Here is a 22,715-nt window from a genome sequence, read left to right as displayed (position 1 = left end):
AGGTGCATGACAGTGAGTGACGCGGTGAGCGGCGTGCCGGCTCGTGCCGGGCAGCCGGGAACGGACGCCGCGACGGCGCTCGCGCTGATCCGCCGGTGGCGTGACGAGAGCCCCGGCGCGGTCGCCGTGAGCGGCGACGGCGGCGTGCTGACGTACCGGGAGCTGCTCGACAGGGCCGACCGGCTGGCGGCGCTGCTGCGCGCCCGCGGCGTCGGGCCGGAGACGCCGGTGGGCCTGTGCCTGGAGCGGTGCCCCGGCATGGTCGTCGCGCTGCTCGCCGTGTGGCGGGCCGGCGGCGCGTACGTGCCGCTCGACCCGGCGTTCCCGGAGGACCGGCTCCGCCACATGCGCGAGGACGCGGGCATCCGGCTGGTGCTGGCCGGGCAGGGCGTCGACTCCCGGCTGCTCGACGGCGTCCCGGACGTCGTCGAGCTGGCGTGGGACGGTGTGCCGGTCGCGGGCCAGGGGCAGGACGGTGACGGTGAGGGGCCGGTGGGGGAGCTCGCCTACCTCATGTACACCTCCGGGTCCACCGGCCGGCCCAAGGGGGTCGCGGTCCCGCACGGCGCGGTGGTCAACCTGCTGGAGTCCTTCGCCTCCCTGCTGGAGCTCACCCCGCGCGACGCCTGGCTCGCGGTCACCACGCTGTCGTTCGACATCTCCGTGCTGGAGCTGCTCCTGCCGCTGACCTGCGGCGCCCGGGTCGTCGTCGCGTCCGCGCACGAGACGACGGACGGCCGGGCCCTGCGGTCGCGTGCCGTGACCGACGCCGTCACGATCATGCAGGCGACCCCGGCGAGCTGGCGCATCCTCATCGAGTCCGGCGGCGTCCCCGGGAACATCGCGACCCGGCTGTGCGGGGGCGAGGCGCTGCCCCGCGACCTCGCCGACGCCCTCCTCACCGACGGCGCCCGGCTCTGGAACGTGTACGGCCCGACCGAGACGACGGTCTGGTCGACGGCCGGGCGGGTCGCCCTGACCGACGAGAGCGGGCTGCCCGCCCCCATCGACCTGGGTGAGCCCATCGGCAGGACGACCGTGCACATCCTCGGGCCCGACGGGCGTCCGGTGCCGCCCGGCGAGGCGGGGGAGCTGCACATCGGCGGAGCCGGACTGGCCAGGGGATACCGCGGCATGCCGGGCCAGACGGCGGACCGGTTCCGGCCCGACCCCTTCTCCGGCACGCCCGGGGCCCGCCTGTACGCCACGGGAGACCTGGCCGCGCTGGAGAACGGCAGGCTCCGTTACCTTGGCCGGGCCGACCAGCAGGTGAAGGTGCGCGGTTTCCGGATCGAGCTGGGCGAGATCGAGACCGTGCTGCGGGCCGCGCCGGAGGTGGCCGGCGCCGCGGTCGGCGTCCACGCCGGTCCCGACGGCCTCGCGCGCCTAGTGGCCTACGTCGTGCGCGCCGCCGGAGAGCACACCGCCGGAGAGCACGTCATCCAAGAGGCCGCGGCCGGGGAGACCTTCCGGGAAACGGACTCGGACGCCGACGAGGCGGGCCTGTGGGCCTCCCTCCGGGACCGGCTGCGCCGCAGCGTCCCCGAATACATGGTGCCGGCGCGTCTCGTGGTGCTGGACGCCCTGCCGCTCACGCCCAACGGGAAGCTCGACCGCGGCGCCCTGCCCGCGCCCGAGTGGACCCGCGCCGGGAGCCGGCCGTACCGGGCCCCGTCCACGGCGCTGGAGGAGGACCTCGCGGCGCTGTGGGGCGAGGTGCTGGGCATCGCGGAGCCGGTCGGCGTCGACGACGACTTCTTCGAGCTGGGCGGGCACTCGCTGACCGCCACCCAGATCATCGCCAGGGTCCAGGCGCGGTTCGCGATCGCGGTGCCGATCGTGGAGCTGTTCGAGAACCCCACGGTGGCCGGGCTGGCGGCGGCGATGGACCGGCTCGACGACGACGACTTCGACCTCGCCGAGATCGCCGCGCTCCGCGACGAACTCGACGGCCTCAGCGCCGAGGACCTCGCGGCCGTGCTCGACGGGATGTCGGACCGATGAGGGCGCCGCTCTCGCCGGACCAGGAACGGCTCTGGCTCCTGCAGAAGCTCGATCCGCGCGACGCCTCCTACACCATGTATCTCGTCCGCCGGCTGCGCGGCCCCCTCGACCGGGACGCCCTCGAAGGGGCGATCGCCGACGTGGTGGCCCGGCACGAGGGCCTGCGTACCCGGTTCGAGGAGGAGGACGGCGTCCCCTGGGCGGTCGCGGAACCGGCCGGGTCCCCGCCGCCGGTGGCGTGGCCGGCCGCGACCGGCGAGGAGCACGCCGGGCGGCTCGTCGCCGAGCGCGTCAACGCGCCGTTCGACCTCGCGGAGGGCGTGCCGCTGCGCGTGGCGGTGATCGGGATCGGGCCGCTGGACCACGTCCTGTGCGTCACGATGCACCACATCATCGGCGACGGCTGGTCGCTGGGGATCCTCCTCGACGACCTGGCGGAGTGCTACACCGCGCGGCTGCGCGGCCGCGCGCCGGAACTGGCGCCGCTGCCGGTCCACCCGTCCGACTACGCCCGCTGGCAGCGCCGCCGCGCCGAGCGCGCGGTGCCGTACTGGCAGGAGCGGCTGGCCGATCCGCCGCCGGCCGACCTGCCGTACGGCATCGGGGGCATCGGCGGCGGGGACGCCTACGGCGCGGAGGGCGGTGAGGGCCACGGGCAGGGCGGGTTCCAGATCGTCCGGGTCGGCCCGGAGGTCGCGGACCGGCTGGACCGGCTCGCCCGCGAGCACCGGACCACCCTGTTCACCGTGCTCATGGCGGCCTACCAGGTGCTCCTGCACCGCCACTCCGGCCACGACGACGTCCTCGTCGGGACCGTCGTCGCCGGGCGCGAGCGGGTCGAGCTGGAGCCGCTGATCGGCTACCTCACGCAGACCGTCGTGCTGCGCGGCGACCTCGGTGGGGATCCCGCGTTCAGCGAGCTGCTGCGGCGTACCGGGCGGGAGGCGCTGACGGCGATGAGCAAGACCTCGGTGCCGTTCGAGCGGATCGGGCACCCCGCCCAGGCGCTGATGCCGACCGTGTTCATCCTGCACACGCAGGACGTGGGACCCACCCGCCCCTTCGGGGACCTGTCCGTCGGCTTCTTCCCCGACGGCTTCCGGCAGGTGAAGCTCGGCCTCTACACGGAGGCCTGGCGGGACGGCGCCGGGATCACCGTGTCGTTCGGCCACGACGGGTCCAGCGGTTCCCCGCACGAGGCGGAGGCCGTCCGCCGGCTCGCCGAGCGCTTCCTGCTCCTGCTCGCCTCCGTCGCCGACGAGCCGCACCGCCGGATCTCCGAGCTGCGCCTCTGGACGGGCGACGACGAGGCCGACATCCGCACCCTGGCCGGCGACGGCGCGGACGTCCCCGGGCCGACGGTCCCCGAGATGATCGCCGAGACCGTCCGCCGCACGCCCGAGGCCGTCGCCGTGGTCTGCGGGGAGACCGAGGTCACGTACGGCGAGCTGGACCGGCGGGCGGACCGGCTCGCCGCGGCGCTGCGCGGGTCCGGCGTCCGCCCCGGCGATGTGGTCGGCGTCCGCCTGCCCCGATCGGCCGAGGCGATCGTCGCGCTGCTCGCCGTCTGGCGGGCCGGTGCGGCCTACCTGCCGTTCGAGCCGGACGAGCCGGACGAGCGGATGGCCTTCTCGCTCGCCGACGCCGGGGCGACGCATGTGATCACGACCCGTACGCCGCCCGCCGGGCTCACCGCCGTCGACCCGGCGGGCGGGCTCGCCGAGGAAGAGGCGGCCGCCGGCGAACGGCCGGACGGAGAGAGGCCGGACGGGCCGGGCGGGACACGGCCGGAAGACGTCGCCTACGTCATCTCCACCTCCGGCTCCACCGGCCGCCCCAAGGGCGTCGCCGTCGAGCACCGCGCCATCGCGGCCCGGATCCGGTGGATGCGCGGCGAGTACGGCCTGACGCCCGGCGACCGCGTCGTCCAGTTCGCGTCGCTGAGCTTCGACACCCACCTCGAAGAGGTGTTCCCGACGCTCGCCGCGGGAGCGACCCTGGTGCTGCTCCCCGGCGGGGCGGCGACGCTGCCCGACCTGCTGGCCGCGCCGGGCGGGGAGCGGATCACCGTGCTCGACCTGCCCACCGCCTACTGGCACCACCTGGTCGAGGAGATCGACCAGATCGCCTGGCCGCCCGCGCTCGGCCTGGTGATCATCGGCGGCGAACAGGCGTCCGGCGGCGCCGTGACGCGCTGGCGCCGCCGGTTCGGCGACGGAGTCCGCCTGCTGAACACCTACGGCCCGACCGAGGCCGCGGTCATCGCGACGTGGGCCGACCTCGGCGCCGGCCTCGGCGCCGGCCTCGGCGCGGCGCCGCACGGCAGGCCGCCCATCGGCCGGCCCGTCGGCGCGACGACGGTCCACCTGCTCGACGCCGCCGGGGCCCCGGTCCCGCAGGGCGCGATCGGCGAACTGGTCGTCGGCGGAGCCGGCGTGGCCCGCGGCTACCTGCGCCGCCCCGCGCTCACGGCCGCCGCCTTCGTCCCCGACCCCGCAGGGCCGCCGGGAGCGCGCAGATACCGCACGGGAGACCGGGCACGCTGGAACCAGGCAGGCGAACTGGAGTTCCTCGGGCGGCTCGACGGGCAGCTCAAGGTGCGCGGCTTCCGGATCGAGCCGGGCGAGGTCGAGGCGCGGCTGCTCGACCATCCTGGGGTCGGCCAGGCCTTCGTGACGGTCCACGCCGAGGAACTCGTGGCGTACGTGACCGGGACCGCGACGGGGGAGGAGCTCGCCGCGCACCTCGCGCGGACGCTGCCCCGGCATCTCGTCCCCACCGCCTGGGTCGGTCTCGACGCGCTGCCGCTCACCAGCCGCGGCAAGGTGGACCGCGCGGCGCTGCCCGCGCCGGTCCGGGGGCCGTCGGCCGGGCACGTGCCGCCGAGCACGGACGCGGAGCTGCTGGTGGCCGAGGTCTGGGCCGAGCTGCTCGGCGTCGCCTCCGTCGGCGCGGACGACGACTTCTTCGCCCTCGGCGGGCACTCGCTGCTCGCGACGCGGATCGCGGCCAGGCTGCGCCGTACGACCGGGGTGGAGGTGCCGGTCCGGACGATCTTCGAGCGGCGCACCGTGGCCGACCTGGCGGTCGCGCTGGAGGACCTGCTCGTCGCCGAGCTGGAGGGCATGTCGGAGGAGGAGGCCGAGCGCCTGCTCTCGTCCGCCGACGGCTGAGCCCTGCTCAGAGGACGGGCTCGCAAGCACGCGAAACGAGACCGCCGCACACCCCGGGGGGTGTGCGGCGGTCTCGCGGTAGGGCTCCCGTCAGGCGGAGGCGCGGATCACCAGGTGGGTGTCGAGTATGACGACCGGCTGCTCCAGCGGCTCGCCGTTGATGCGGGCGATCAGGAGCTGGACCATCTGCCGGCCCATCGCCTCCGTCGGCTGGTGCACGCTGGTCAGCGGCGGCTCCGTGTGCAGGGCGACCTTCGAGTCCTCGAAACCGATCAGCGCGACGTCGTCCGGCACCACCATGCCGTTCTCCTTGAGCACGCGCAGCGCCCCGACCGCCATGGGGTCGGACGCCGTGAACACCGCGTCGAGATCGGGATGCCGGGCCAGCAGCTCACGCATGGCCGCCGAACCGCTCTCCTCGGAGAAGTCGCCGTACGAGACGCGTTCGCTCATCCCGGTGGCGAGCAGCGCGTCGCGGTACCCGGCCAGACGGTCGACACCCACGCCCATGTCCTGGGGACCGGCGATGGTGGCGATCCGGCTCCGGCCCTTGGAGACCAGATACTTGACCGCCTGCCGCGCGCCCGCGCGGTTGTCCATGTCGACGAAGCTGTAGGGGTTCAGCCCGACGGGCCGGCCACCGAGCACCGTGGGGACGCCCAGATCCTCCAGCCGTCCCGGCAGGGGGTCGGCGCCGTGCACCGAGGTGAGCAGGACGCCGTCGACGTGCTGCCCGGTCAGGTAGTGCTCCAGGCGGTCGTGCTCGGCGCGGTTCTGCGCCATCGTGAGGATCAGCTGGAGGCCGGTCTCGCCCAGCGCCGAGCCGATCCCGCGGATCAGCCCGGCGAAGTACGGTTCGTCGAAGACGCGCTGCTCCGATTCCGACACCACCAGGGCGATGGTGTCGGTCCGGTTGGTCACAAGGGTACGCGCCGCCCGATTGGGCACGTAGCCGAGCTCCTGGATCGCCAGTAACACCGCGTCGCGGGCACGGTCGCTCACCTTCGGTGAGCCGTTGATGACCCGCGACACGGTGCCGCGGCCGACACCGGCACGCGCGGCGACCGCTTCCAGAGTCGGCCGACCTCCGGAACGGCGGTCCCCGTTCATCTATACTGCCCCCTTATCGCGTCTGCGCTTATTGTGCCCGACCCAGCAGGCCGCCGTGCCTGATGGTGTCGGCATACCACAACGCGCTCGATTTCATCGTCCTCGCCTGGGTCTCGTAGTCCACGTAGACGAGGCCGAAGCGCTTGCCGTATCCCCACGCCCACTCGAAGTTGTCCATCAGGGACCAGGCGAAGTAGCCCTGGAGCGGGACGCCGGACTCGATGGCGGCGTGGCAGGTGCGCAGGTGCGCCTCGATGTAGGCGACGCGATCGGGGTCGTGCACGGTCCCGTCCTCGCCGAACACGTCGTCGTACGCCGCGCCGTTCTCGGAGATGTAGAGGGGGACGCGCGGGTACTCGTCGGCGAGGCGCCGCAGCGTCTCGTACAGTCCGCTGTCGTCGACCTCCCAGCCCATCGCGGTGACCGGGCGGCCGGCGTTGACGAACCCGACGTGCTCGCTGCCGATCCACGGCGAGCCGGAGTCGGTCGGGGCGGCCGCGGCCGACACGGCGCCGCCGGGGGCGCCCGACACGGTGAAGCGGCTGTAGTAGTTGACCAGCAGCATGTCGAGCGGCGCGCCGATCGCGGCCAGGTCGCCGTCCTGGATGAAGGACATGTCGGAGATGTGGCTCAGGTCGGCCAGCACGTCCTCCGGGTACGCGCCCTTGAGCAGCGCGTCCAGGAAGAACCGGTTCTGCAGCCCGTCGATGCGGCGGGCGGCGTCCTGGTCGGCCTCGCTGGCGGTGGCCGGCGTGACCGGGTAGAGGTTCACGCACCCGCCGATCTGCGAGCCGGCGTTCTGCGCCCGCATCGCCTGCACGGCCAGGCCGTGCGCGAGGTTGAGGTGGTGCGCGGCGCGCAGCGCGGCGGCCGGCTCACGCCTGCCCGGCGCGTGCTCGCCCGAGGCGTACCCCAGGAACGCCGAGCACCAGGGCTCGTTGACCGTGCTCCAGTTCCTGACCCGGTCGGAGAGCTCGGCGTGGACGGTCGCGGCGAAGTCGGCGAAGCGCTTCGACGTGTCCCGCGCGGGCCACCCGCCCGCGTCTTCCAGGGCCTGCGGAAGGTCCCAGTGGTAGAGCGTCAGCCACGGGTCGATGCCGTAGCTGAGCAGCTCGTCGACGAGCCTCTTGTAGAAATCGAGGCCCTTGGCGTTGTACGCGCCCGAGCCGTCGGGCTGGATCCGCGGCCAGGAGACCGAGAACCGGTAGGCCGTCAGGCCGAGGTCGGCCATCAGCTTCACGTCGTCGCGGTACCGGTTGTAGTGGTCGATCGCGATCTCGGCGTGGTCGCCGCCGACGATCCGGCCCTCCTGACGGCAGAAACTGTCCCAGATCGAGGTGCCCCGCCCGTCCGCGGTGAGTCCACCCTCGATCTGGTATGCGGAGGTCGCGGCGCCCCAGACGAACCCGGTGGGGAACATCAGGCCGGCCGCCTCCGCCTCTGGTCGTGTGTCTTGCGTTGTCACGCCTTGACCGCACCTTCCATGAGTCCGCCGATGATCTGTCGGCCGAACAGGATGAAGACGACGATGAGCGGGAGGATCGACAAGAGCGTGCCACTGAAGATCAGCACGTAGTCCGTCCCGTATTTCGCGTTGAGCGAGTTGATCGCGACCTGGACCGTCGGGTTGTCCGGGTTCAGCACGATCAGCGGCCACATGAACTCGTTCCAGTTGAGCATGAACGTGTTGATGCCCAGCACTCCCATGCCCGGCCGTACGGCCGGCAGGATGACGTTCCACCAGATCCGCAGAGTGGACGCGCCGTCGACGCGGGCGGCCTCGACCAGCTCGTTGGGCACGGCCTGCTCGGTGTACTGCGTCATGAGGAAGACGCCGAAGCCGTTGAGCAGGAAGGGCAGGATCACCGCCTTGATCGAGCCGACCCATTCGAGGTTGACCATGAGGCGGTAGAGGGGGACGATGCCCATCTGCTGCAGCGGGACCATCATCGTCAGCAGCACGAACAGCAGCAGGATCTTGCCGCCCTTGAAGTGCAGCCGGGCGAACGCGAAACCGGCGAACGTCGAGATCAGCACCACCGAGACCGTCACCGTGGCGGAGATGATCAGCGAGTTGGTGAGACCGGTCAGGTAGTGCGCGTCGGGGTTGGTGAGCACCCGGTTGATGTTCTCCCCGAGGTTGCCGCCCGGCAGGAACGGCGGCGGCATGTCGGTCGCCTCGGTGTTGGTGCGCGAGGCGATGACGATCATGTAGTACAGCGGGAACGCCGAGATGATGATCGTGACCGCGAGGATGAGCCTCGTCATCGGCGTGGCCGACCAGATGCCGGCGGCGCCTCCCGGCGCCTTGGCGCGGCGCCGCCGCGTGCTGGCGGGCGCGGAGAGCGTGGTCACTTGTTGCCCCCGATCCGGCGGATGAGCATGAAGTTGATGGCCGACCCTACGAGGATGAGCAGGAACAGCAGCCAGGCGGCCGCGGACGCGTAGCCGTAGTCGAACTCGCGGAAGCCCTGCTCGAAGATGAACATCGACACGGTCTGGAACTGGCTGTCGGTGCCGCCGTGGACGTTGCCGTTGTAGAACGTCGTCGGCTCGGAGAACAGCGTGAGACCGCCGATGGTGGAGTTCAGCACCACGAAGATCATCGTGGGCCGGAGCATCGGGATCGTGATCTGCCAGAACTGGCGCCGCCGGGACGCGCCGTCGATCGAGGCCGCCTCGTAGAGGTCCTTGGGGATCGTCTGCATGCCGGCCAGGAAGATGATCGCGTTGTAGCCGGTCCAGCGCCAGTCGATCATCGTCGCGATGGCGAGCCAGGAGGGGAGGCGCTCGGTCTTCCAGCTGACGGGATCGATGCCGAACCAGCTCAGCACCCAGTTGACCACGCCGTAGTCGCGGCCGTACAGCTGGGTGAAGACGACCGCCACCGCGACGACGGAGGTGACGAGGGGGAGCAGGACGCCCAGCCGGACGAACAGCTGCGCCTTCATCCGCTTGTTCAGCGCGTTGGCCAGCAGCAGGGCCAGCAGCATCTGGGGGACCGTCGCGATGACGAACATCGCGAGGGTGTTGACGACCGCCTTCCAGAAGTCGGCGTCGCCGAGCATGGCGGTGTAGTTGCCGAGGCCCGTCCACTCGACCGTGCCGGTGAGGTCGTAGTCGAAGAACGAGTAGTACAGGGTGAACCCGAGCGGGAAGAGCCCGAAGAGCAGGAAGAGCAGGTAGTAGGGAGAGACCAGGAGGTACGGAGCGGCCTTGAGGTCCAGCCAGGTGAGGAAGGACCGGCCCGATCTCGGCCGGACGTGCCTCCGGCCGGGCGGCATCGGTGCGCGGGTGGGTCGCCCGGCGTCGACGTGCAGGCTCATAAGTTACCTTTCGGGTGAAAGCAGGCGACCGGCCCGCCGGCGGGGTGCCGCTGCGGCGGGCCGGTGCTCACCTGGCGGGCAGGATCAGCCCGCGGCCTTCACTGCGTCGTCGACGAGCTTCTTCCAGCCGTTCGCGTACGGCACCGAGCCGTCGTCGATGGCCGAGACGACCGACTCGACCGCGTTCTTGACCTGGGCGTGCTTCACGCCGAGGAAGACCGGCTGGAGCGCGGCGGCGGACTTGGCGAAGATGTCGCCGACCGGAGCGTCGTTGAAGTACTCGTTCTTCGCGCCCTGGACGGCCGGGTCCTGCTGCGCCTGGACGTTGCTCGGCATGTTGCCGGCGAAGTTGAAGACGCTGACCTCGGCCTCCTTGCCGGTCAGGTAGTCGAGGACCTGCGCGGCCTCCTTGGGGTGCTTGGACTGCTTCGGCACCGCGAGCCAGGAGCCGCCCCAGTTGCCGCCGCCGCCGGGCACCGCCGCGACGTCCCACTTGCCCTTGAAGTCCGGTCCGGCGCCGCCGTCACCGCTCACCGCGCCGAGCATCCACGACGGGCAGCCGAGGGTGGCGAACTGCGACTTCTTCATGCCGGTGTTCCACTCGGGCGTGAAGTTGCGCAGCTTGGCCGTGAGGCCCTCCTGGCTGATCTTCTGGGCGAATTCGTAGGCCGACTTGACCGCGGGGTTCTTGTCGACGATCAGGTTGTTGTCCTTGTCGAAGTAGGAGACGTTGCCGTTCTTGGCGGCCTCCTGCACCAGGACCACGTTGTAGAGCGTGTTGGTGCCGTCGACGAACTTGGTGTCCTTGATCTTGTCCTGGAACTTGTGGGCGACCTTGACGAAGTCGTCCCACGTCGGCCAGAGCTTGCTGACCTCGTCGCGGTCGGCCGGCAGGCCCGCCTTCTCGAACAGGTCACGGCGGTAGCAGAGGCTCATGCCGCCGACGTCGGTGCCGAGGCCGAACAGCTTGCCGTCGGCGGTGACGCCGTTCTCCCACTTCCAGTCCGCGAAGTCGGCCTTGCGGTTCTGCAGGCCGAACTCGCCGAGGTCGGCCCACCACTCGGGGTGCGCCTTGGCGAGGCCCATGCCGCCCTCGTCGATGCCGACGACGTCGCCGGCGCCCGCGCCGGACTGGAGCCACTGGATCATCTGCGGCCAGTAGACCTGCTCGAACTGGTCGGTCAGGTTGTCATACTTGATCGTGATGTCCTTGTGCTCGGCGTTCCACTTGTCGACGGCCTCCTTGTAACCGAAGTTCTTGCCGCCGCCGAACGTCTGAAGCGTGATGGTCACGGGACCCGCCGCCGCGGTGGAGCCGCCTGCCGCGTTGTCGGCGGGCTTGTCGTCCGAGCCGCAGGCGGTGGTGACGCCGAGCGTCAGCGCCGCCACCGCGGCGACCGCGAGCAGCCTGCCGCGGCGCGAGTTGTTGAACATTCTTCCGGACCCCTCTCAGGTGGTACCCGAATCTCTTGGGAGGTTCATCCCAGGCCGGTCCCCGACGTCACGGCCCGCGATCAATGGTTGTGCTTGTATGTGCGAGCGCTGTTGGGAGCGCTCCCACGAAGGGTCCTCTATGAGCAACGCGGGCGTCAATATGCCGAAACCTAACTGTTACTCCACGGGGGGTTAGGGCCTTCAAATGGGATTTTACGGTACATACTACGCATGGGAGCGCTCCCATCACCATATGGGCAGAAATGAATACCGGTTGCCCCTAACCCGCGGCCGGAGTCGCCGTTATGCCGAGCCGTCTCCGACGCCGACGGCGTCCGTCAGCGCGCAGGTCATCCCGGCGCAGGCTCGGAGCAGCGCCAGCCGGGCCGACAGCACGGCGACGACGCCGGGCTCCGCCGAGCCCGCGATGTTGCGCAGCTCCGCCGGGTCCTCCCACAGGTCGTAGAGCTGCCGTTCCCCGGTCTCGTACTCCACGTACGCGTAGTGGCCGGTGCGCAGCACGGCGTAGCTCGGCGGCGACTGCGGTGAGTAGGAGGGGTGGTAGAACTCGACCAGGACGGCGTCGCGCCAGGGCACGTCGAGCCCGCGCAGCAGCGGGACGAGCGAGCGGCCCTCCGCGGAGAGCGGCACGGACGCTCCGCCCAGCTCGGCGAACGTCGGCGCGAGGTCGACGGACGAGGCGAGCCCGTCGATCACGCCCCCGGCCGGCACGCCGGGCCCGCGCACCACCATCGGGACCCGGATGTCCTCCTCGAAGGGCGTCGTCTTGCCCGGCCTCAGCCGGTGCTGGCCGAGATGGAAGCCGTTGTCGGAGGTGAAGAAGATATAGGTGTCGTCGAGCCGCCCCGCCCGGGCGAGCGCGTCCACCAGGGCGCCCACCATGTCGTCCACGCCGAGCATCGCGCGCAGCCGGTCGCGGTGGACCCGGTCGATCCTGCGCACTTCGGCGTCGGACAACGGCGTCCGCTCCTGCAGCCATCGGGGCTCGGCGGACAGGTCGGCCTGGTCGAACGACGCCGTCCGCGGCGCCTGCTCGTCCGCGAAGGCGGCCGCGTGACGCGGCGCGTGGTGCGCGGGCAGGTGCGGCGCGACGGGGGCGAGGTAGAGGAAGAACGGTGCGCTTCCCGACGAGGCGAACGCCGCCGCCTTGGCGCTCAGCACGTCCTCCAGGTAGTCCTCCGGAGCGTCGCCGTACCGCCGGATCGTCCCGTTGTCGTTGAGCGCGTAGCCGTACTCCTGGTAGAGGCGGGTGACCGGCACGGCCCACTCGTCCCAGCCGGGCGGGACGTACGTGCGCGGCGCTCCCTGAGGGTAGTTGTTGAGATACTTGCCGAAGAGCGCGGTCCGGTAGCCGGCGTCGTGCATCCACGTCCCGATCGTGGACGCCTCCAGCGGCCGGAACTTCGTGAACCCGCCGGTCGGCGCCCGGTTGCTCTCGACCTGGTGACTGTGCATGAACTGCGAGCGGAGGATCGAGGAGCGGGAGGGACAGCACCAGGGATTGGTGACGAAGAAGCGCGACAGGGTGGTGCCCTGGCTCACCAGCAGATTGCCGATGTTGGGGAACCGGCTGACATCCGCCGCGTCGAGGTCGTCGGTCAGGATCAGCACGATGTTGGGCCGGTGCTCCGGCGGGGCGGGCTCGACCCGGGCCGCGCCGGTGAGCCCGAGAGCCAGTAGGAGCGCCGCGGCGAGCCCTGCCCACAGCTTCGTCGATCGTCGCGGTTGCGGCACGGCAGCAACCATATCCCCCTGCCCGCCTGCGGAAACGCACGCGGGGTGACCCTGTGGACGCGCCGCGTCCGGTTCGGGAGGCTTCGCCGTGACATGCGTCCCCGGCCCGGCCACGCCTGTCCACTCTTATTGCGCTCACGCCGGGCCCGTCCCCTCACGCCGGGCCCGCTGCGTGCTCGCATCCGCTCACGCCGCGCACTTCTGAGAGCCACGCCGCGGATGCGCGCACCCGGCTCGTACGCGCCGCCCTCCGCGCGGCGGGGTGCCGCGGGGAGGGCGGCGCGACCGTTCTCTATAGGGCGCGCTTTCTATAGGCGAGTTCTATGAGGCGCGGGTTCCGCGGGGCGCGGGCCGGTCTTCCTGTCCGGCGGGCCGGTTCCTATCCGAAGGTGGCGGGGTCGGGCCCGAGGCGGCGACCGGCGTCGAGGGCGTCGATCGCGGCCATGTCCTCCGCGTTCAGCTCGAAGTCGAAGACCTCGATGTTCTCCCTGATGCGCGAGGGCGTCACCGACTTCGGGATCACCACGTTGCCGAGCTGGAGGTGCCAGCGCAGCACCACCTGCGCGGCGGTCTTGCCGTACCGGCCGCCGATCTCGGCGAGAACCGGCAGGTCGAGCAGGCCCCGGCCCTGGCCGAGCGGGCTCCACGCCTCGGTGGCGATGCCGTGCCGCGCGTGGAACTCGCGCAGCTCGCGCTGGGCGAGCTGCGGGTGCAGCTCGATCTGGTTGAGCACGGGGACCACGCCGGTCTCGGCGAGCAGGCGCTCCAGCGTGTCCACGGTGAAGTTGGACACCCCGATCGCCCGGACCCGCCCGTCGGCGTACAGCTTCTCCAGGGCCCGCCACGTCTCGACGTACCGGTTCTGCTTCGGCGAGGGCCAGTGGATCAGGAAGAGGTCGACGGTCTCCAGGCCGAGCCGCCGCGTGCTGCCGTCGAAGGCGCGCAGCGCCTCGTCGTAGCCCTGCTGGTCGTTCCACAGCTTGGTGGTGACGAACAGCTCCTCGCGGGGGATGCCGGAGGCGCGCAGGGCCCGGCCGACGCCCTCCTCGTTCTGGTAGAGCCTGGCCGTGTCGATGCTCCGGTATCCGCATTCGAGCGCCGTCGTGACCGCCTTCTCCGCCTCGTCGTCGGCCACCTGCCAGACGCCGAAGCCGAGCCGGGGCATGGGAACGCCGTTGTTCAAGTCGATGTCTTCCATGCCCCCATGCTGCCCCAACGCCTCGGCATGATCCCTTCGGGGTCCGTTCACCCCGAGTTCCCGCGTACGTCGCACGGGGTGGCTAGGGTGAGCGCGTCGTGAACGAATCCTCACGCGGCGTGGATGACGAGGGACGGCGCCACGCCGCCGGGCAGGGGCAGGCCGTCGCATGGGTGGAGTCCCCCCTGCAGCTTCTGTGCGTCGTCGAGGCGCACAGTGCGGGGCTCCTCGGCAGCGTCACCCGGGTGGTGCCTCGGGCCGGGCTGCCCGCGCTCCGGATGACCCGGCGTGAGCTGGGGCGGCTCGGGCTGCCCGAAGGGCTGGAGTTCGCCGAGCCGTCCGAGCGGATTCCCCGGCCGAGCCGCACCTGGGCGGTGGGCGACGCCTTCTCGGGGCGGGTCCAGCTCGCCCTCGTGACGGCCGTGCCCGGGCGCACCGTGCTCGTGGACGACGGGCTCGCCACGATCCGCCTCCTGGAGTTACTGGTCGCGCGGCGCCCCCTGCTGCGCGCCCGCGCGACGGCGAGCTTGGGCCGCAGGGTCCTGGGCGCGGCGGCGGGGCTCCGCCTGCGCACGCGCCGCCCTTCGGTCTTCACCGCGCTTCCCGTGCCCCCCGGCCTCGCCGAGGAGGTGGAGGGCGCGGGCGTCCGGCTCGTCCGGCACGACTTCGCCTGGCTGCGCGCCCAGCCTGCCGACCGGCCGCCGCCGGAGCGCACGGTCGTGCTCGGCACCTCGCTCGTACGCAACGGGCTCATCCACCGCGACCGCTACCTGCGCTGGCTGGAGCGGATCGAGGAGCCCGTCGCGTACTTCCCCCACCGGCGCGAGGACCCCCGCGACCTCGACCGGGTGCGCCGCATCGCCGGCCTGACCGTGTACGACGCCGGGGCCCCGGCCGAGATGACGCTGCGCGACCTGCGGCCCGGCCAGCGGGTGCTGAGCCTGCCGTCCACCGCCGTGACCTCGCTGCGCGTGCTGCTGTCGGCCCGGGGCGTGCCGGTGGAGGCCGTGGACGTGCCGGACGACTGGTGGACCTCCTCGGCCGCCCCGTCCCTCCGTTCCCATCTCCAGTTGTTCGCGCACCAGCCCCAGCAGGTGAGCGGGGCGCCGCCGGACTCTCCCCGTACAAGTGAAGGAAAGGTCGCTCCTTGACCCGTCTGCTCGCCGTGGCCGACTCCGATTCGTACCTCAAGTGGGCCGCGGGCCTGCTCGACGCGCTCCCGGAGGACTGGACCACGGACCTGGTCGTCGTCCGTACCCCCATCGCGCCCTCGGCGGCGCAGATCGCCGCCGCGGTCAGCGGCACCCGGGCCGGGGCCGCGGGGCGGGAACTGCCCGCGGTGCTGCCGGCGCGGCAGTTGCGGCGGACCGCAGAACGGTTCCGGCCCGACGTCGTGCTGCTCGCCTGCACCGGACCCGTCGTGGACGCGCTGGCGGCGGAGACGCTGGCCGGGCTGCGGCCCCGCCCGGTGCTGGTGTCGGGGCTGCCCGGCATCTCCGTGCCCGCGACGGAGAAGGCCTGGCTGTTCCGCAGCGGCTGCGACCTGTTCGTGGTGCACAGCGGCCGCGAGGTCGCCGAGTTCTCGGCCATCGGCCGGGAACTGGGCGGGGGAGGGGCGGTGGCGCTCGCCCGGCTGCCCTACCTGGACCTCGGCGGCCTCGGAGCGGAGACCGGCGGGGGCGTCCGCGACCGGGTGGTGTTCGCCACGCAGGCGAAGGTGCCCCGCCGCCGCGAGGAACGCGAGAACGTGCTGCTGGCCCTGGCCGCGCTCGCGGGGGCCCGGCCGGACCTCGATGTGGTGGTCAAGCTGCGGGCCCGCGACGACGAGCGGCAGACGCACAACGAACGCCACCACTACGAGCGGCTGTGGAACGCGCTGGCCGACGAGGGCCGGGTGGATCGCGACCTGGTCCGCTTCGCCGCTGGGCCGATGCACGAGCACCTGTCGCGCGCGGCCGGGTTCGTCACGGTCAGCTCGACGGCCGCGCTGGAGGCCATCGCCGGGCACGTGCCGCTGCTCGTGCTGTCGGACTTCGGGGTGAGCGCTGAGATGATCAACCTGGTGTTCGAGGGCAGCGGCTGCCTCGGCACGCTCGACGACCTGGCGAAGGCGGACTTCCGCACCCCGGACGCGGAGTGGTGCCGGGCCAACTACTTCCACGACGCCTCGGCCACCGACTGGACCGGCCGGGTGGCTGCGCTGGTCTCCGCGGTCCGCGCAGGCACGCTGGAGCCGGCCCGCTCGCTCCTGGACGGTCCCGAGCACGCCGCCGCCCGCCGCCGCGCCCGGCTGCGCCTGGAGGTGCCGCCCAAGGTCCTCCGGTACGGCTACCGCGCCAAGCGCCGCATGCGCCGCTACCTCAAGGCCCTCTAGACGACGGCGTCCGCCGCCCAAAGCGCCCGTCGCAGCGCCTCCGGGCCCGCCGGCAGCAGCGGCAGCCGTACGCCGGGGGCCGGGATGCGGCCCCTTGCGTGCAGGACGGCCTTGACGACGGTGGGGTTGGGCTCGGCGAACAGGGCCGCGGACAGGGCCGCCAGGCGGTGGCCGAGCGCCCGGGCCCCGGCGGCGTCGCCCGACCGCCACAAGGTGATCAGTTCGGCGAACCGCGCTGTGGCGAGATGCGCCGAGGCGAGGATCCCGCCGTGCGCGCCGAGCGCCAGCAAAGGTGAGATGACGACGTCGTCACCGCCCAGCACCGCGAAACCCTCCGGCGGATCCGCCAGAAGCTCGACGGTCTCCGCGTCGATCCCACCGGCGGAGTACTTCACCCCGGCCACACCGGGCAGCCCGGCGAGCCGCCGGAGGGCGTCGGTGGACAGGTGCTGACCCGTCCGGTACGGCACGTGGTAGACGACCAGAGGCACCGGACTCGCCGCGGCGAGCGCGGTGAAGTGCGCGACCACCCCGGCCTCGCCGGGCCGCACGAACGGCGGCACGAGCGTGAGGGCGGCGGTCACCTCGGGACGGCGGCGTAGCGCCGTCAGCGCCTCCGCCGTGTTCGCGCCGACCAGAAGCTCCGCCGAGCGGGCCCGGCAGACCCCGGCGACCACGTCGAGGACGGCGCGCCGCTCGCCGTCCGTCAGCGAGGCCGGCTCCGCCGTGGTGCCCAGCGCGACGACGCCCGTCGCGCCGGCGTCCAGCACGTCGTGCGCCAGGGCTTCCAACACTGTCAGGGCGACGGCGCCCTCGACGTCGAAGGGGGTGATCAGTGGGACGTACAAACCGGTCAGTGTCATGACGGCAGCGTCCGGCACCGCGATCTATAAGAACAATTTAATTCTCCTGAATTTATTTATTAGCACCTCTAATCGCGGCATCAATGCCGCGTTCCTTTCAGGGGAGCCACTCCTGGAGTCCGGCGAGATGCCCGAGTTCCGACTCGACGCGCCGCCTGTCGTCGGCGGTGAGCTCCAGACCACGCAGATCGGAGAGCCAGGGATCGGCGGGCTCACCGAGGACCGTGGACAGGTCGAGGAGGTGGCACAGGGCGATGGCCCGCTCGACCGGCGAGGCGTCCGCGCCGTGCCTGCGCACCGCGGACTTGAGCGCGCGGAAGGCCTGCAGGTCGTCGTTCTTGAACTCGCGCAGGATCCGGGCGTTGTCGAGCACCTTGGCCAGGCCCGTCAGCTTCTTCGAGCCGCCGTACTCCACCTCGGCCGGCTCGTCGCGCTGGATGAATATGATCGAATTCCCGGACGGATCCATCAGCGTGAACCGGGACGCGCCGGGGCGGTAGCGGGTGATGCGGGGAAGGCCGGAACTCAGCACCTTCCCGTAGACGCGGCGCATCGCCGCGACGAACGCCGCGTGGTACGGCGCCACGGCGTCGACCATGACGAGGCAGCCGCCGGACTCCTCCCGGGCCGGATCCAGGCCCTTGGGCGCCGGACCGAAGTGGAGCTGGAATCCGCTCCACCGCAACGCCAGATAGACATAGGGCTTGCTCTGTTTGTAGGTCGCCTCGAATCCCAGCGCCTCGTAGAACGCCAGGGTCTCCTCCACCGACGCGCACGGCATCAAGGGCACCGTCGTCTCGTTCGGCCGGACCGCGGGCTCACTCAAGTCAGTCACCTTCCTGTCGCCCGGCGATGGTTACAGCCTTCGGCGGCACTCGCACATGGATCGCTCCAGACGCCGTGCCTCACGTCACCAGGTGCGCCGGGAGCGCTGGAGCCGGGAATGTCACGGGCCGGAACCTGTCCCGCGCTGCCCACCACCGGCCGCACCATCCCGGCACCCACCTGAACGGCTACACCACCGACGCGAGCGGCGGCCTGGAGGACATCACCCGCTCCGACTCCTCCCATGCCTGAGCCGCGGGCGGCGTCATCTCCAACGCCGCCGGCCTCAACCGTTTCTACTTCCGGCCCGGGTTGTGAGGACCGGGGTCTCTCCGTCCTCGCGCAAACCGGCCATCACATTGGGCAGGTCGCGCAGGGTCTGTTCCCGGGTGCTGCGAACCAGGAAGAAGGTCTCGTCGCGATGCAGAGGAGGAAAGAAGCCGGAGTAGCAGAGTTCTGCCTTCGCGAAACCGTACGCGGCCATGAGGTCGCGTCTCTGAGCACTGTTCGAGAGCACGATCCCCGTGTCCCAGTCGCTCCCGAACAGCTCCATCGTGAGGATCTTCGCCATGGGGAGGAGGATTCCCGGTATTCCGTTTCCCCGCCAGTCCGGGTGGACCCAATGTCCACCGTAGTGCGCCACCGCGCCGGAGATGACCTGCGTATCCGAAGGCAGAAGAAGATTCAGTGGCCCTCCCATCTCCGAGGGGAGCGGGTCGAACCACAGCCGCATGGAGCTCATGTGCTGCGCGAAGTCGTCCGTATGAATCATTCGAGCGGCGATGCACGCGACGGTCCGTGCGTCGCGGTCCCTGACGTCCAGCCAGTAACTGTTCCCTGGGGAAACGGGGCTGTGTTCCGGGTCATAAGTAGGATTTATGCCGTCGGTCGCGGGCGCTGTTCGCATATGAAGGACCCAGTTCGAGACGTCCTCGTCGTGTCTCAGAGTCAGCCCTCGCCGGCTGAACCAGGCTTCACACTCGCGAAGGAGATCGTCCAGTACCGTGGCGGCGACTATCCGTCCACGCCCTGTCTCCGGGATCTCGTGGAGCAAAATCCGTACCTCCGAACCGGTGGTGTCGCATGGTGCAGCGGGTCGCTCTTAACCGAGTGACCGCGGCCTGTCGGTAGGGGCCGGGCTCCTGGGCTGAACCCACTGTGGCCGGTCATCGGATCGCCCTGCGAGATCCGGGCGGGGCCGGCCGTCGTGGGAGATCACCAGTACCTGTTCGGGATGGGTGTGGGTATGGGCGAACGCCACAAGCGACTGCAGCGCACCTCTACCGGGGGCGTCCGCTCCGGCTGCGGTGGCCAGCGGGACGTCCGCCTGGTAGCGGTGGAAGAGATCCCGCTCGCCCACGTTCTGCAGGGCGTAGTTCCGCCATCCGGGAACGGGGTCGCCTCGCCTGGCCTGCAGTCCCACGACCGCGTACCCAAGCGGGGCGAAGACGCGGTGCAGTCCCGCGACGGTGGCGCCGGTGCCGAACCCGCACACCAGGTGGCGGACGCCGGGCCAGTCCGCGCGGAGCTGCCGCAGAAGACGCCACGCCCATCGCTCCACGTATCCCACCAGGGCCGGGTTGGTGAACTGCCTGGGCCAGTACCAGCCCGCCCGTTCGTACTCCAGGCACACCTCGTGTGCTTCGCCGATGCTCGTGATCGTGTGCACCCGGCCGCGGAAGCCGCGCCGGGTGAGGTGATCGCGGCCGGACGCGTCGGCGACGGCGACGGTCGGCAGTCGTCGTCTTCTCCCGAGCAGGTCCAGGGCGAGCGCGGTCGAGGAGCCGGAGATCTCGACGAATCCCCGGGCGGCCCGGGGAACCGCGTTCAGGCACGGCTCGTACGTCAGGTGCTTGAGGCTGCCGGATTCGTACATCCCGCCCCACAGCACGGCGGGGCCGTTCTCCTCGGGCCGGGTGAGGGGGAAACGAGTGGGCGTGGCGTTCATGTGGGGGAGACGCAGCCGGCGACCGAGCCTCGGACATAGCGGTGGTCGAACAGGTCGACGTACAGGTATTCGGGGTGGGACACCATCTGATCGCGTCCCAGCAGGATGCCGCGCATCATCTCGCCGACCATCATCCCGGCCGCGGTGGTGGCTCCGAGAACGCAGGTGGGAGCGTGTCCGCGTCCGGCGAAGCAGGCGTCCCAGTACTCCTGGACGACGTAGCTGCCGAGCCCGGGAACGATCTTGGGGAGGTCGACGCGTCCGTCCGGGAGAATGAACAGGTCTTCGTAGAGGGGCGCTTCGGGCTGGAAGACGTGCAGGGCGGCGCCGAATCCCAGCATCAGGCCGGTCATGACGACGATGCCCCGCTTGCGGCATTCCTGATGCAACCATTCCTTGGCCCGGGCGCCGGCGATGTCGATGGTCTCCACCACGTAGTCCACCGGCTTGCCGTCGAATCCCGACAGCAGCGAGTCGATGTTGTCCTCCGTCACGCCCTCGGCGGCCTTGCGGATGCGTAGCTCCGGGTTGATGTCCTGGCACATGTCGCCGACGACCTCGATCTTCGGCTGACCGAGGGTGCTGTCGAAGCAGCCGATCTGGCGGTTGGCGTTGTGCACCTCGTAGACGTCGAAATCCGCCAGCGTCACCCAGCCGAAGCCCAGGCGGGCCAGATCCACCGCGCACTGCCCGCCCGCGCCGCCCACCCCGGCCACGAGAACATGGGTGTCCGCGACCTTCTGCATGGACTCCTCGTCCAGAATTCCCAGATTACGTTGAAGCCGGGGATTCACGGTGAAGCCTTCCACGGGCAACCTCATTTCTGCACACGGAGCCATTCCGCTGTGGAGTGCCGCAGCGCCCTCGGCAGGCCGAGTCTGTGTTCCGAGCCGGGGGCGTGCATCTGAATCCTGCCGAGGAAACGCCTCACGGAATGCCCGACGGGCGTCTCGGTGTTCGTCTCAGCGCAGATGCGCGCGGCGTCACGGATACAGGAGGGGGAGGCGGCGGCCGCCGCCCTCCTCGGAATGACGGGCCGCCCTTTGACGTCCACGGCGACCGTCATCGGGTTCCACGCCGACATCCTAGGCATACCCGATGTGACACTGTCAAGATTATTATGGCCAGCGAGAACGTCGTCGTCCTCAGGTGAGTGGGCCGGGCGCTCACTCGCGTACCGGCCCGATGCGCCGTGCGCGGGAAGCCGGCGCCACGGGGGCGTTGCGGCGATCCGCGACTTCGGCTTCGCGTGGTTAAGGTTATTTGCAGCGCCTTTTAAGAGCGGCCATAAGTGATCCTCAAGCATGCCCGCGCACAGTGGTGCAGGACATCACGTGAACGATTCGAATTCTCTCTGGGAAATCGTCGTTCATGTGGCACGCGCTCCTTCATGAAGGGCAGGAAGAAAATGAGAACCCGTCGTCTGGCCGCAGCGGCGCTGGTAGCCGGTGGGCTGGCTTTCGGCGCCGTGACCGGCTCCGCCACGGCCGCCTCCGCGCAGGCCGCTGAGACGTGGCACCTCACGGGGTACTACCAGTATCGCGACCAGTGCTTCAGGGCCGGTTTCCAAGCCATCACCAGCGGCGGCATCGTCCAGGACTTCAAGTGCGAGCTCGCCGGCTCCCGATACGCCCTCTATCTCTACTACTGAACCGCTGACGACTCCGTTCCGGGCCGGCGTTCGCATCGGCCCGGAACGGCCGCCCGGCTGCCCGAGGCCTGACACAGGCTTCGTCCGGACCGGACCCGCGTCATCGACAAGGAGAGACACTCCGTGGACGACAAGATCTTTCAGGCCGGTTCCACCGCGGAAGCGCAATCCATCATGGAGGAGTATCTCGACCGGATCTCCCGGCACGAGGTGGTGCTGAGCGTACGAGCCTCGGCTCTGGACCTGCTGTCCGTCCGCACGGGCGAACGCGTGCTCGATGCCGGGTGCGGGCTCGGAGAGGTGGCACGGGACCTCGCCCGGTTGGTCGGGCCGGCCGGATCGGTCATGGCCGTGGACCTCAACCCGGCGATGCTGGCGGCGGCGCGGAGGAGGCACGTCGTCGTCCCGGAAGCGGGAACGATCACCTACCGGATCGGAGACGTCGCCTCCCTCGACCACTCGGGCGCATTCGACGTGGTGTGGTGCGAGCGCGTCCTGCAGCATGTGGCCGACCCCGGCTCCGCCGTCCACGCCCTGGCCCGGATGCTCGGCCCCGGCGGGCGTCTGTGCGTCATCGATGTGGACTGGAGCGGGCTGGTCGTCGACGGAGTGGACCAGACCCTGACCGCGCGGGTTCTGCACGCCTTCCGGGGCAAGGTGTCCCACCCGACCGTCGGCCGTACCCTGCGACGCAGGCTTCTCCGGGCAGGACTCGTCGATCCCGTCCTGCGGGCGGTCCAGGCGGTGTCCACGCGTCTGGACGACGCGGCATCCGTGGTCCCCGTTCTCGACCGGCGGGAATCAGGCCTCGTCCCGGACGTCGACAGGTCCCTGTGGTTCCGGTCACTGGACCTGGCCGACGCGCGGGGAGAGCTCACGATCGCCCTCCCGATCTACGTGGCCGTGGCCAGGAGACCGAGGTAGCCGGCGGCCGCTCGCCGCGCCGAGCGGCAGAGCCTGAAAGACCGGTTGTGAATCTCTCGACGGGCAGCGGTGCGTGGCGGCGGCCGCTTAAGACACCCGCGGGACGGTGTCCTTAAGCGGCTCATCAGTA

Annotated in this window: 19 protein-coding genes; 7 read left to right on the top strand and 12 right to left on the bottom strand. The window is 71.0% G+C overall.

Annotation, left to right across the window (positions count from 1 at the left end):
• Nucleotides 1-12 precede the first annotated feature (12 nt).
• Nucleotides 13-2,004 (top strand): non-ribosomal peptide synthetase, encoded by a 1,992-nt coding sequence (locus tag HHX37_RS17330; RefSeq protein WP_182886079.1) that lies wholly within the window; start codon nt 13-15, stop codon nt 2,002-2,004.
• Nucleotides 2,001-5,177, top strand: a complete 3,177-nt coding sequence (locus HHX37_RS17325) for a non-ribosomal peptide synthetase (RefSeq protein WP_182886078.1) — start codon at nt 2,001-2,003, stop codon at nt 5,175-5,177. The genes HHX37_RS17330 and HHX37_RS17325 overlap by 4 nt, the downstream gene beginning before the upstream one ends.
• A gap of 90 nt (nt 5,178-5,267) precedes the next feature.
• On the opposite strand, the gene HHX37_RS17320 is transcribed toward HHX37_RS17325, so the two are convergent.
• From HHX37_RS17320 to HHX37_RS17290, 7 genes are all read right to left on the bottom strand, one after another.
• Nucleotides 5,268-6,287: a LacI family DNA-binding transcriptional regulator gene (locus HHX37_RS17320; protein WP_111701018.1), complete on the bottom strand. Its 1,020-nt coding sequence runs from the start codon at nt 6,285-6,287 to the stop codon at nt 5,268-5,270.
• A 28-nt stretch (nt 6,288-6,315) separates the two neighbouring features.
• The gene (locus HHX37_RS17315; RefSeq protein ID WP_182880833.1) at nt 6,316-7,707 is read right to left on the bottom strand and encodes a GH1 family beta-glucosidase; all 1,392 of its coding nucleotides are present in this window, start codon (nt 7,705-7,707) and stop codon (nt 6,316-6,318) included.
• Between the two features lie 41 nt (nt 7,708-7,748).
• The gene (locus tag HHX37_RS17310; RefSeq protein ID WP_182880586.1) at nt 7,749-8,642 is read right to left on the bottom strand and encodes a carbohydrate ABC transporter permease; all 894 of its coding nucleotides are present in this window, start codon (nt 8,640-8,642) and stop codon (nt 7,749-7,751) included.
• A complete protein-coding gene (locus HHX37_RS17305) occupies nt 8,639-9,613 on the bottom strand; it encodes a carbohydrate ABC transporter permease (RefSeq protein WP_150934900.1) in 975 nt (324 codons plus the stop codon). Before HHX37_RS17305 ends, HHX37_RS17310 begins: the two co-directional genes overlap by 4 nt.
• Nucleotides 9,614-9,697: 84 nt before the next feature.
• Nucleotides 9,698-11,047: an ABC transporter substrate-binding protein gene (locus tag HHX37_RS17300; protein ID WP_182886077.1), complete on the bottom strand. Its 1,350-nt coding sequence runs from the start codon at nt 11,045-11,047 to the stop codon at nt 9,698-9,700.
• A gap of 303 nt (nt 11,048-11,350) precedes the next feature.
• Nucleotides 11,351-12,802 (bottom strand): sulfatase, encoded by a 1,452-nt coding sequence (locus HHX37_RS17295; RefSeq protein ID WP_310740414.1) that lies wholly within the window; start codon nt 12,800-12,802, stop codon nt 11,351-11,353.
• A gap of 379 nt (nt 12,803-13,181) precedes the next feature.
• Nucleotides 13,182-14,000 carry an aldo/keto reductase gene (locus HHX37_RS17290; RefSeq protein WP_182886075.1) on the bottom strand — a complete coding sequence of 273 codons (819 nt, stop codon included), beginning with the start codon at nt 13,998-14,000 and terminating at the stop codon, nt 13,182-13,184.
• A 98-nt stretch (nt 14,001-14,098) separates the two neighbouring features.
• Here HHX37_RS17290 and HHX37_RS17285 point away from each other — a divergent pair, with 98 nt between their 5' ends.
• Together HHX37_RS17285 and HHX37_RS17280 are read left to right on the top strand one after the other, a co-directional pair.
• Nucleotides 14,099-15,151 carry a hypothetical protein gene (locus HHX37_RS17285; protein ID WP_310740413.1) on the top strand — a complete coding sequence of 351 codons (1,053 nt, stop codon included), beginning with the start codon at nt 14,099-14,101 and terminating at the stop codon, nt 15,149-15,151.
• Complete coding sequence (locus HHX37_RS17280; RefSeq protein ID WP_182886074.1) at nt 15,148-16,374, top strand: DUF6716 putative glycosyltransferase; 1,227 nt, start codon at nt 15,148-15,150, stop codon at nt 16,372-16,374. Before HHX37_RS17285 ends, HHX37_RS17280 begins: the two co-directional genes overlap by 4 nt.
• Here HHX37_RS17280 and HHX37_RS17275 read toward each other — a convergent pair.
• A complete protein-coding gene (locus HHX37_RS17275; protein ID WP_182886073.1) occupies nt 16,371-17,237 on the bottom strand; it encodes a dihydrodipicolinate synthase family protein in 867 nt (288 codons plus the stop codon). The genes HHX37_RS17280 and HHX37_RS17275 overlap by 4 nt on opposite strands.
• Nucleotides 17,238-17,334: 97 nt before the next feature.
• A complete protein-coding gene (locus HHX37_RS17270; protein WP_182886072.1) occupies nt 17,335-18,063 on the bottom strand; it encodes a glyoxalase in 729 nt (242 codons plus the stop codon).
• A gap of 74 nt (nt 18,064-18,137) precedes the next feature.
• On the opposite strand from HHX37_RS17270, the gene HHX37_RS17265 reads away from it, so the two are divergent.
• A complete protein-coding gene (locus tag HHX37_RS17265; protein ID WP_182886071.1) occupies nt 18,138-18,314 on the top strand; it encodes a hypothetical protein in 177 nt (58 codons plus the stop codon).
• Between the two features lie 34 nt (nt 18,315-18,348).
• Here HHX37_RS17265 and HHX37_RS17260 read toward each other — a convergent pair whose 3' ends face one another.
• From HHX37_RS17260 to HHX37_RS17250, 3 genes are all read right to left on the bottom strand, one after another.
• On the bottom strand, nt 18,349-18,633 hold the full coding sequence (locus HHX37_RS17260) for a hypothetical protein (protein WP_182886070.1): 285 nt from the start codon (nt 18,631-18,633) through the stop codon (nt 18,349-18,351).
• A 531-nt stretch (nt 18,634-19,164) separates the two neighbouring features.
• Nucleotides 19,165-20,010, bottom strand: a complete 846-nt coding sequence (locus HHX37_RS17255; RefSeq protein WP_182886069.1) for a pyridoxal-phosphate dependent enzyme — start codon at nt 20,008-20,010, stop codon at nt 19,165-19,167.
• Entirely contained in the window at nt 20,007-20,831 is an 825-nt protein-coding gene (locus tag HHX37_RS17250; protein ID WP_182886068.1) for a ThiF family adenylyltransferase, read from the bottom strand. Before HHX37_RS17250 ends, HHX37_RS17255 begins: the two co-directional genes overlap by 4 nt.
• Before the next feature lie 587 nt (nt 20,832-21,418).
• Here HHX37_RS17250 and HHX37_RS17245 point away from each other — a divergent pair.
• Together HHX37_RS17245 and HHX37_RS17240 are read left to right on the top strand one after the other, a co-directional pair.
• Entirely contained in the window at nt 21,419-21,661 is a 243-nt protein-coding gene (locus HHX37_RS17245) for a hypothetical protein (protein WP_182875266.1), read from the top strand.
• 123 nt (nt 21,662-21,784) lie between these two features.
• Nucleotides 21,785-22,585, top strand: coding sequence for a methyltransferase domain-containing protein (locus HHX37_RS17240; protein ID WP_182886067.1), 801 nt, complete (start codon nt 21,785-21,787; stop codon nt 22,583-22,585).
• Nucleotides 22,586-22,715: the final 130 nt, after the last annotated feature.

Origin of the sequence: Microbispora sp. H10885 (assembly GCF_014161415.1) — a bacterium.
GTDB lineage: Bacteria > Actinomycetota > Actinomycetes > Streptosporangiales > Streptosporangiaceae > Microbispora > Microbispora triticiradicis.
This window is presented reverse-complemented; position numbering and strand designations above follow the sequence as displayed.

What these genes read in the sequence shown, in the direction of transcription:
- HHX37_RS17325 (WP_182886078.1), top strand. Translation starts at nt 2,001, where the DNA reads ATGAGGGCGCCGCTCTCGCCGGACCAGGAACGGCTCTGGCTCCTGCAG.
- HHX37_RS17320 (WP_111701018.1), bottom strand. Translation starts at nt 6,287, where the DNA reads ATGAACGGGGACCGCCGTTCCGGAGGTCGGCCGACTCTGGAAGCGGTC.
- HHX37_RS17315 (WP_182880833.1), bottom strand. Translation starts at nt 7,707, where the DNA reads ATGTTCCCCACCGGGTTCGTCTGGGGCGCCGCGACCTCCGCATACCAG.
- HHX37_RS17305 (WP_150934900.1), bottom strand. Translation starts at nt 9,613, where the DNA reads ATGAGCCTGCACGTCGACGCCGGGCGACCCACCCGCGCACCGATGCCG.
- HHX37_RS17300 (WP_182886077.1), bottom strand. Translation starts at nt 11,047, where the DNA reads ATGTTCAACAACTCGCGCCGCGGCAGGCTGCTCGCGGTCGCCGCGGTG.
- HHX37_RS17290 (WP_182886075.1), bottom strand. Translation starts at nt 14,000, where the DNA reads ATGGAAGACATCGACTTGAACAACGGCGTTCCCATGCCCCGGCTCGGC.
- HHX37_RS17275 (WP_182886073.1), bottom strand. Translation starts at nt 17,237, where the DNA reads ATGACACTGACCGGTTTGTACGTCCCACTGATCACCCCCTTCGACGTC.
- HHX37_RS17260 (WP_182886070.1), bottom strand. Translation starts at nt 18,633, where the DNA reads ATGGCGAAGATCCTCACGATGGAGCTGTTCGGGAGCGACTGGGACACG.
- HHX37_RS17255 (WP_182886069.1), bottom strand. Translation starts at nt 20,010, where the DNA reads ATGAACGCCACGCCCACTCGTTTCCCCCTCACCCGGCCCGAGGAGAAC.
- HHX37_RS17250 (WP_182886068.1), bottom strand. Translation starts at nt 20,831, where the DNA reads ATGAGGTTGCCCGTGGAAGGCTTCACCGTGAATCCCCGGCTTCAACGT.
- HHX37_RS17245 (WP_182875266.1), top strand. Translation starts at nt 21,419, where the DNA reads ATGAGAACCCGTCGTCTGGCCGCAGCGGCGCTGGTAGCCGGTGGGCTG.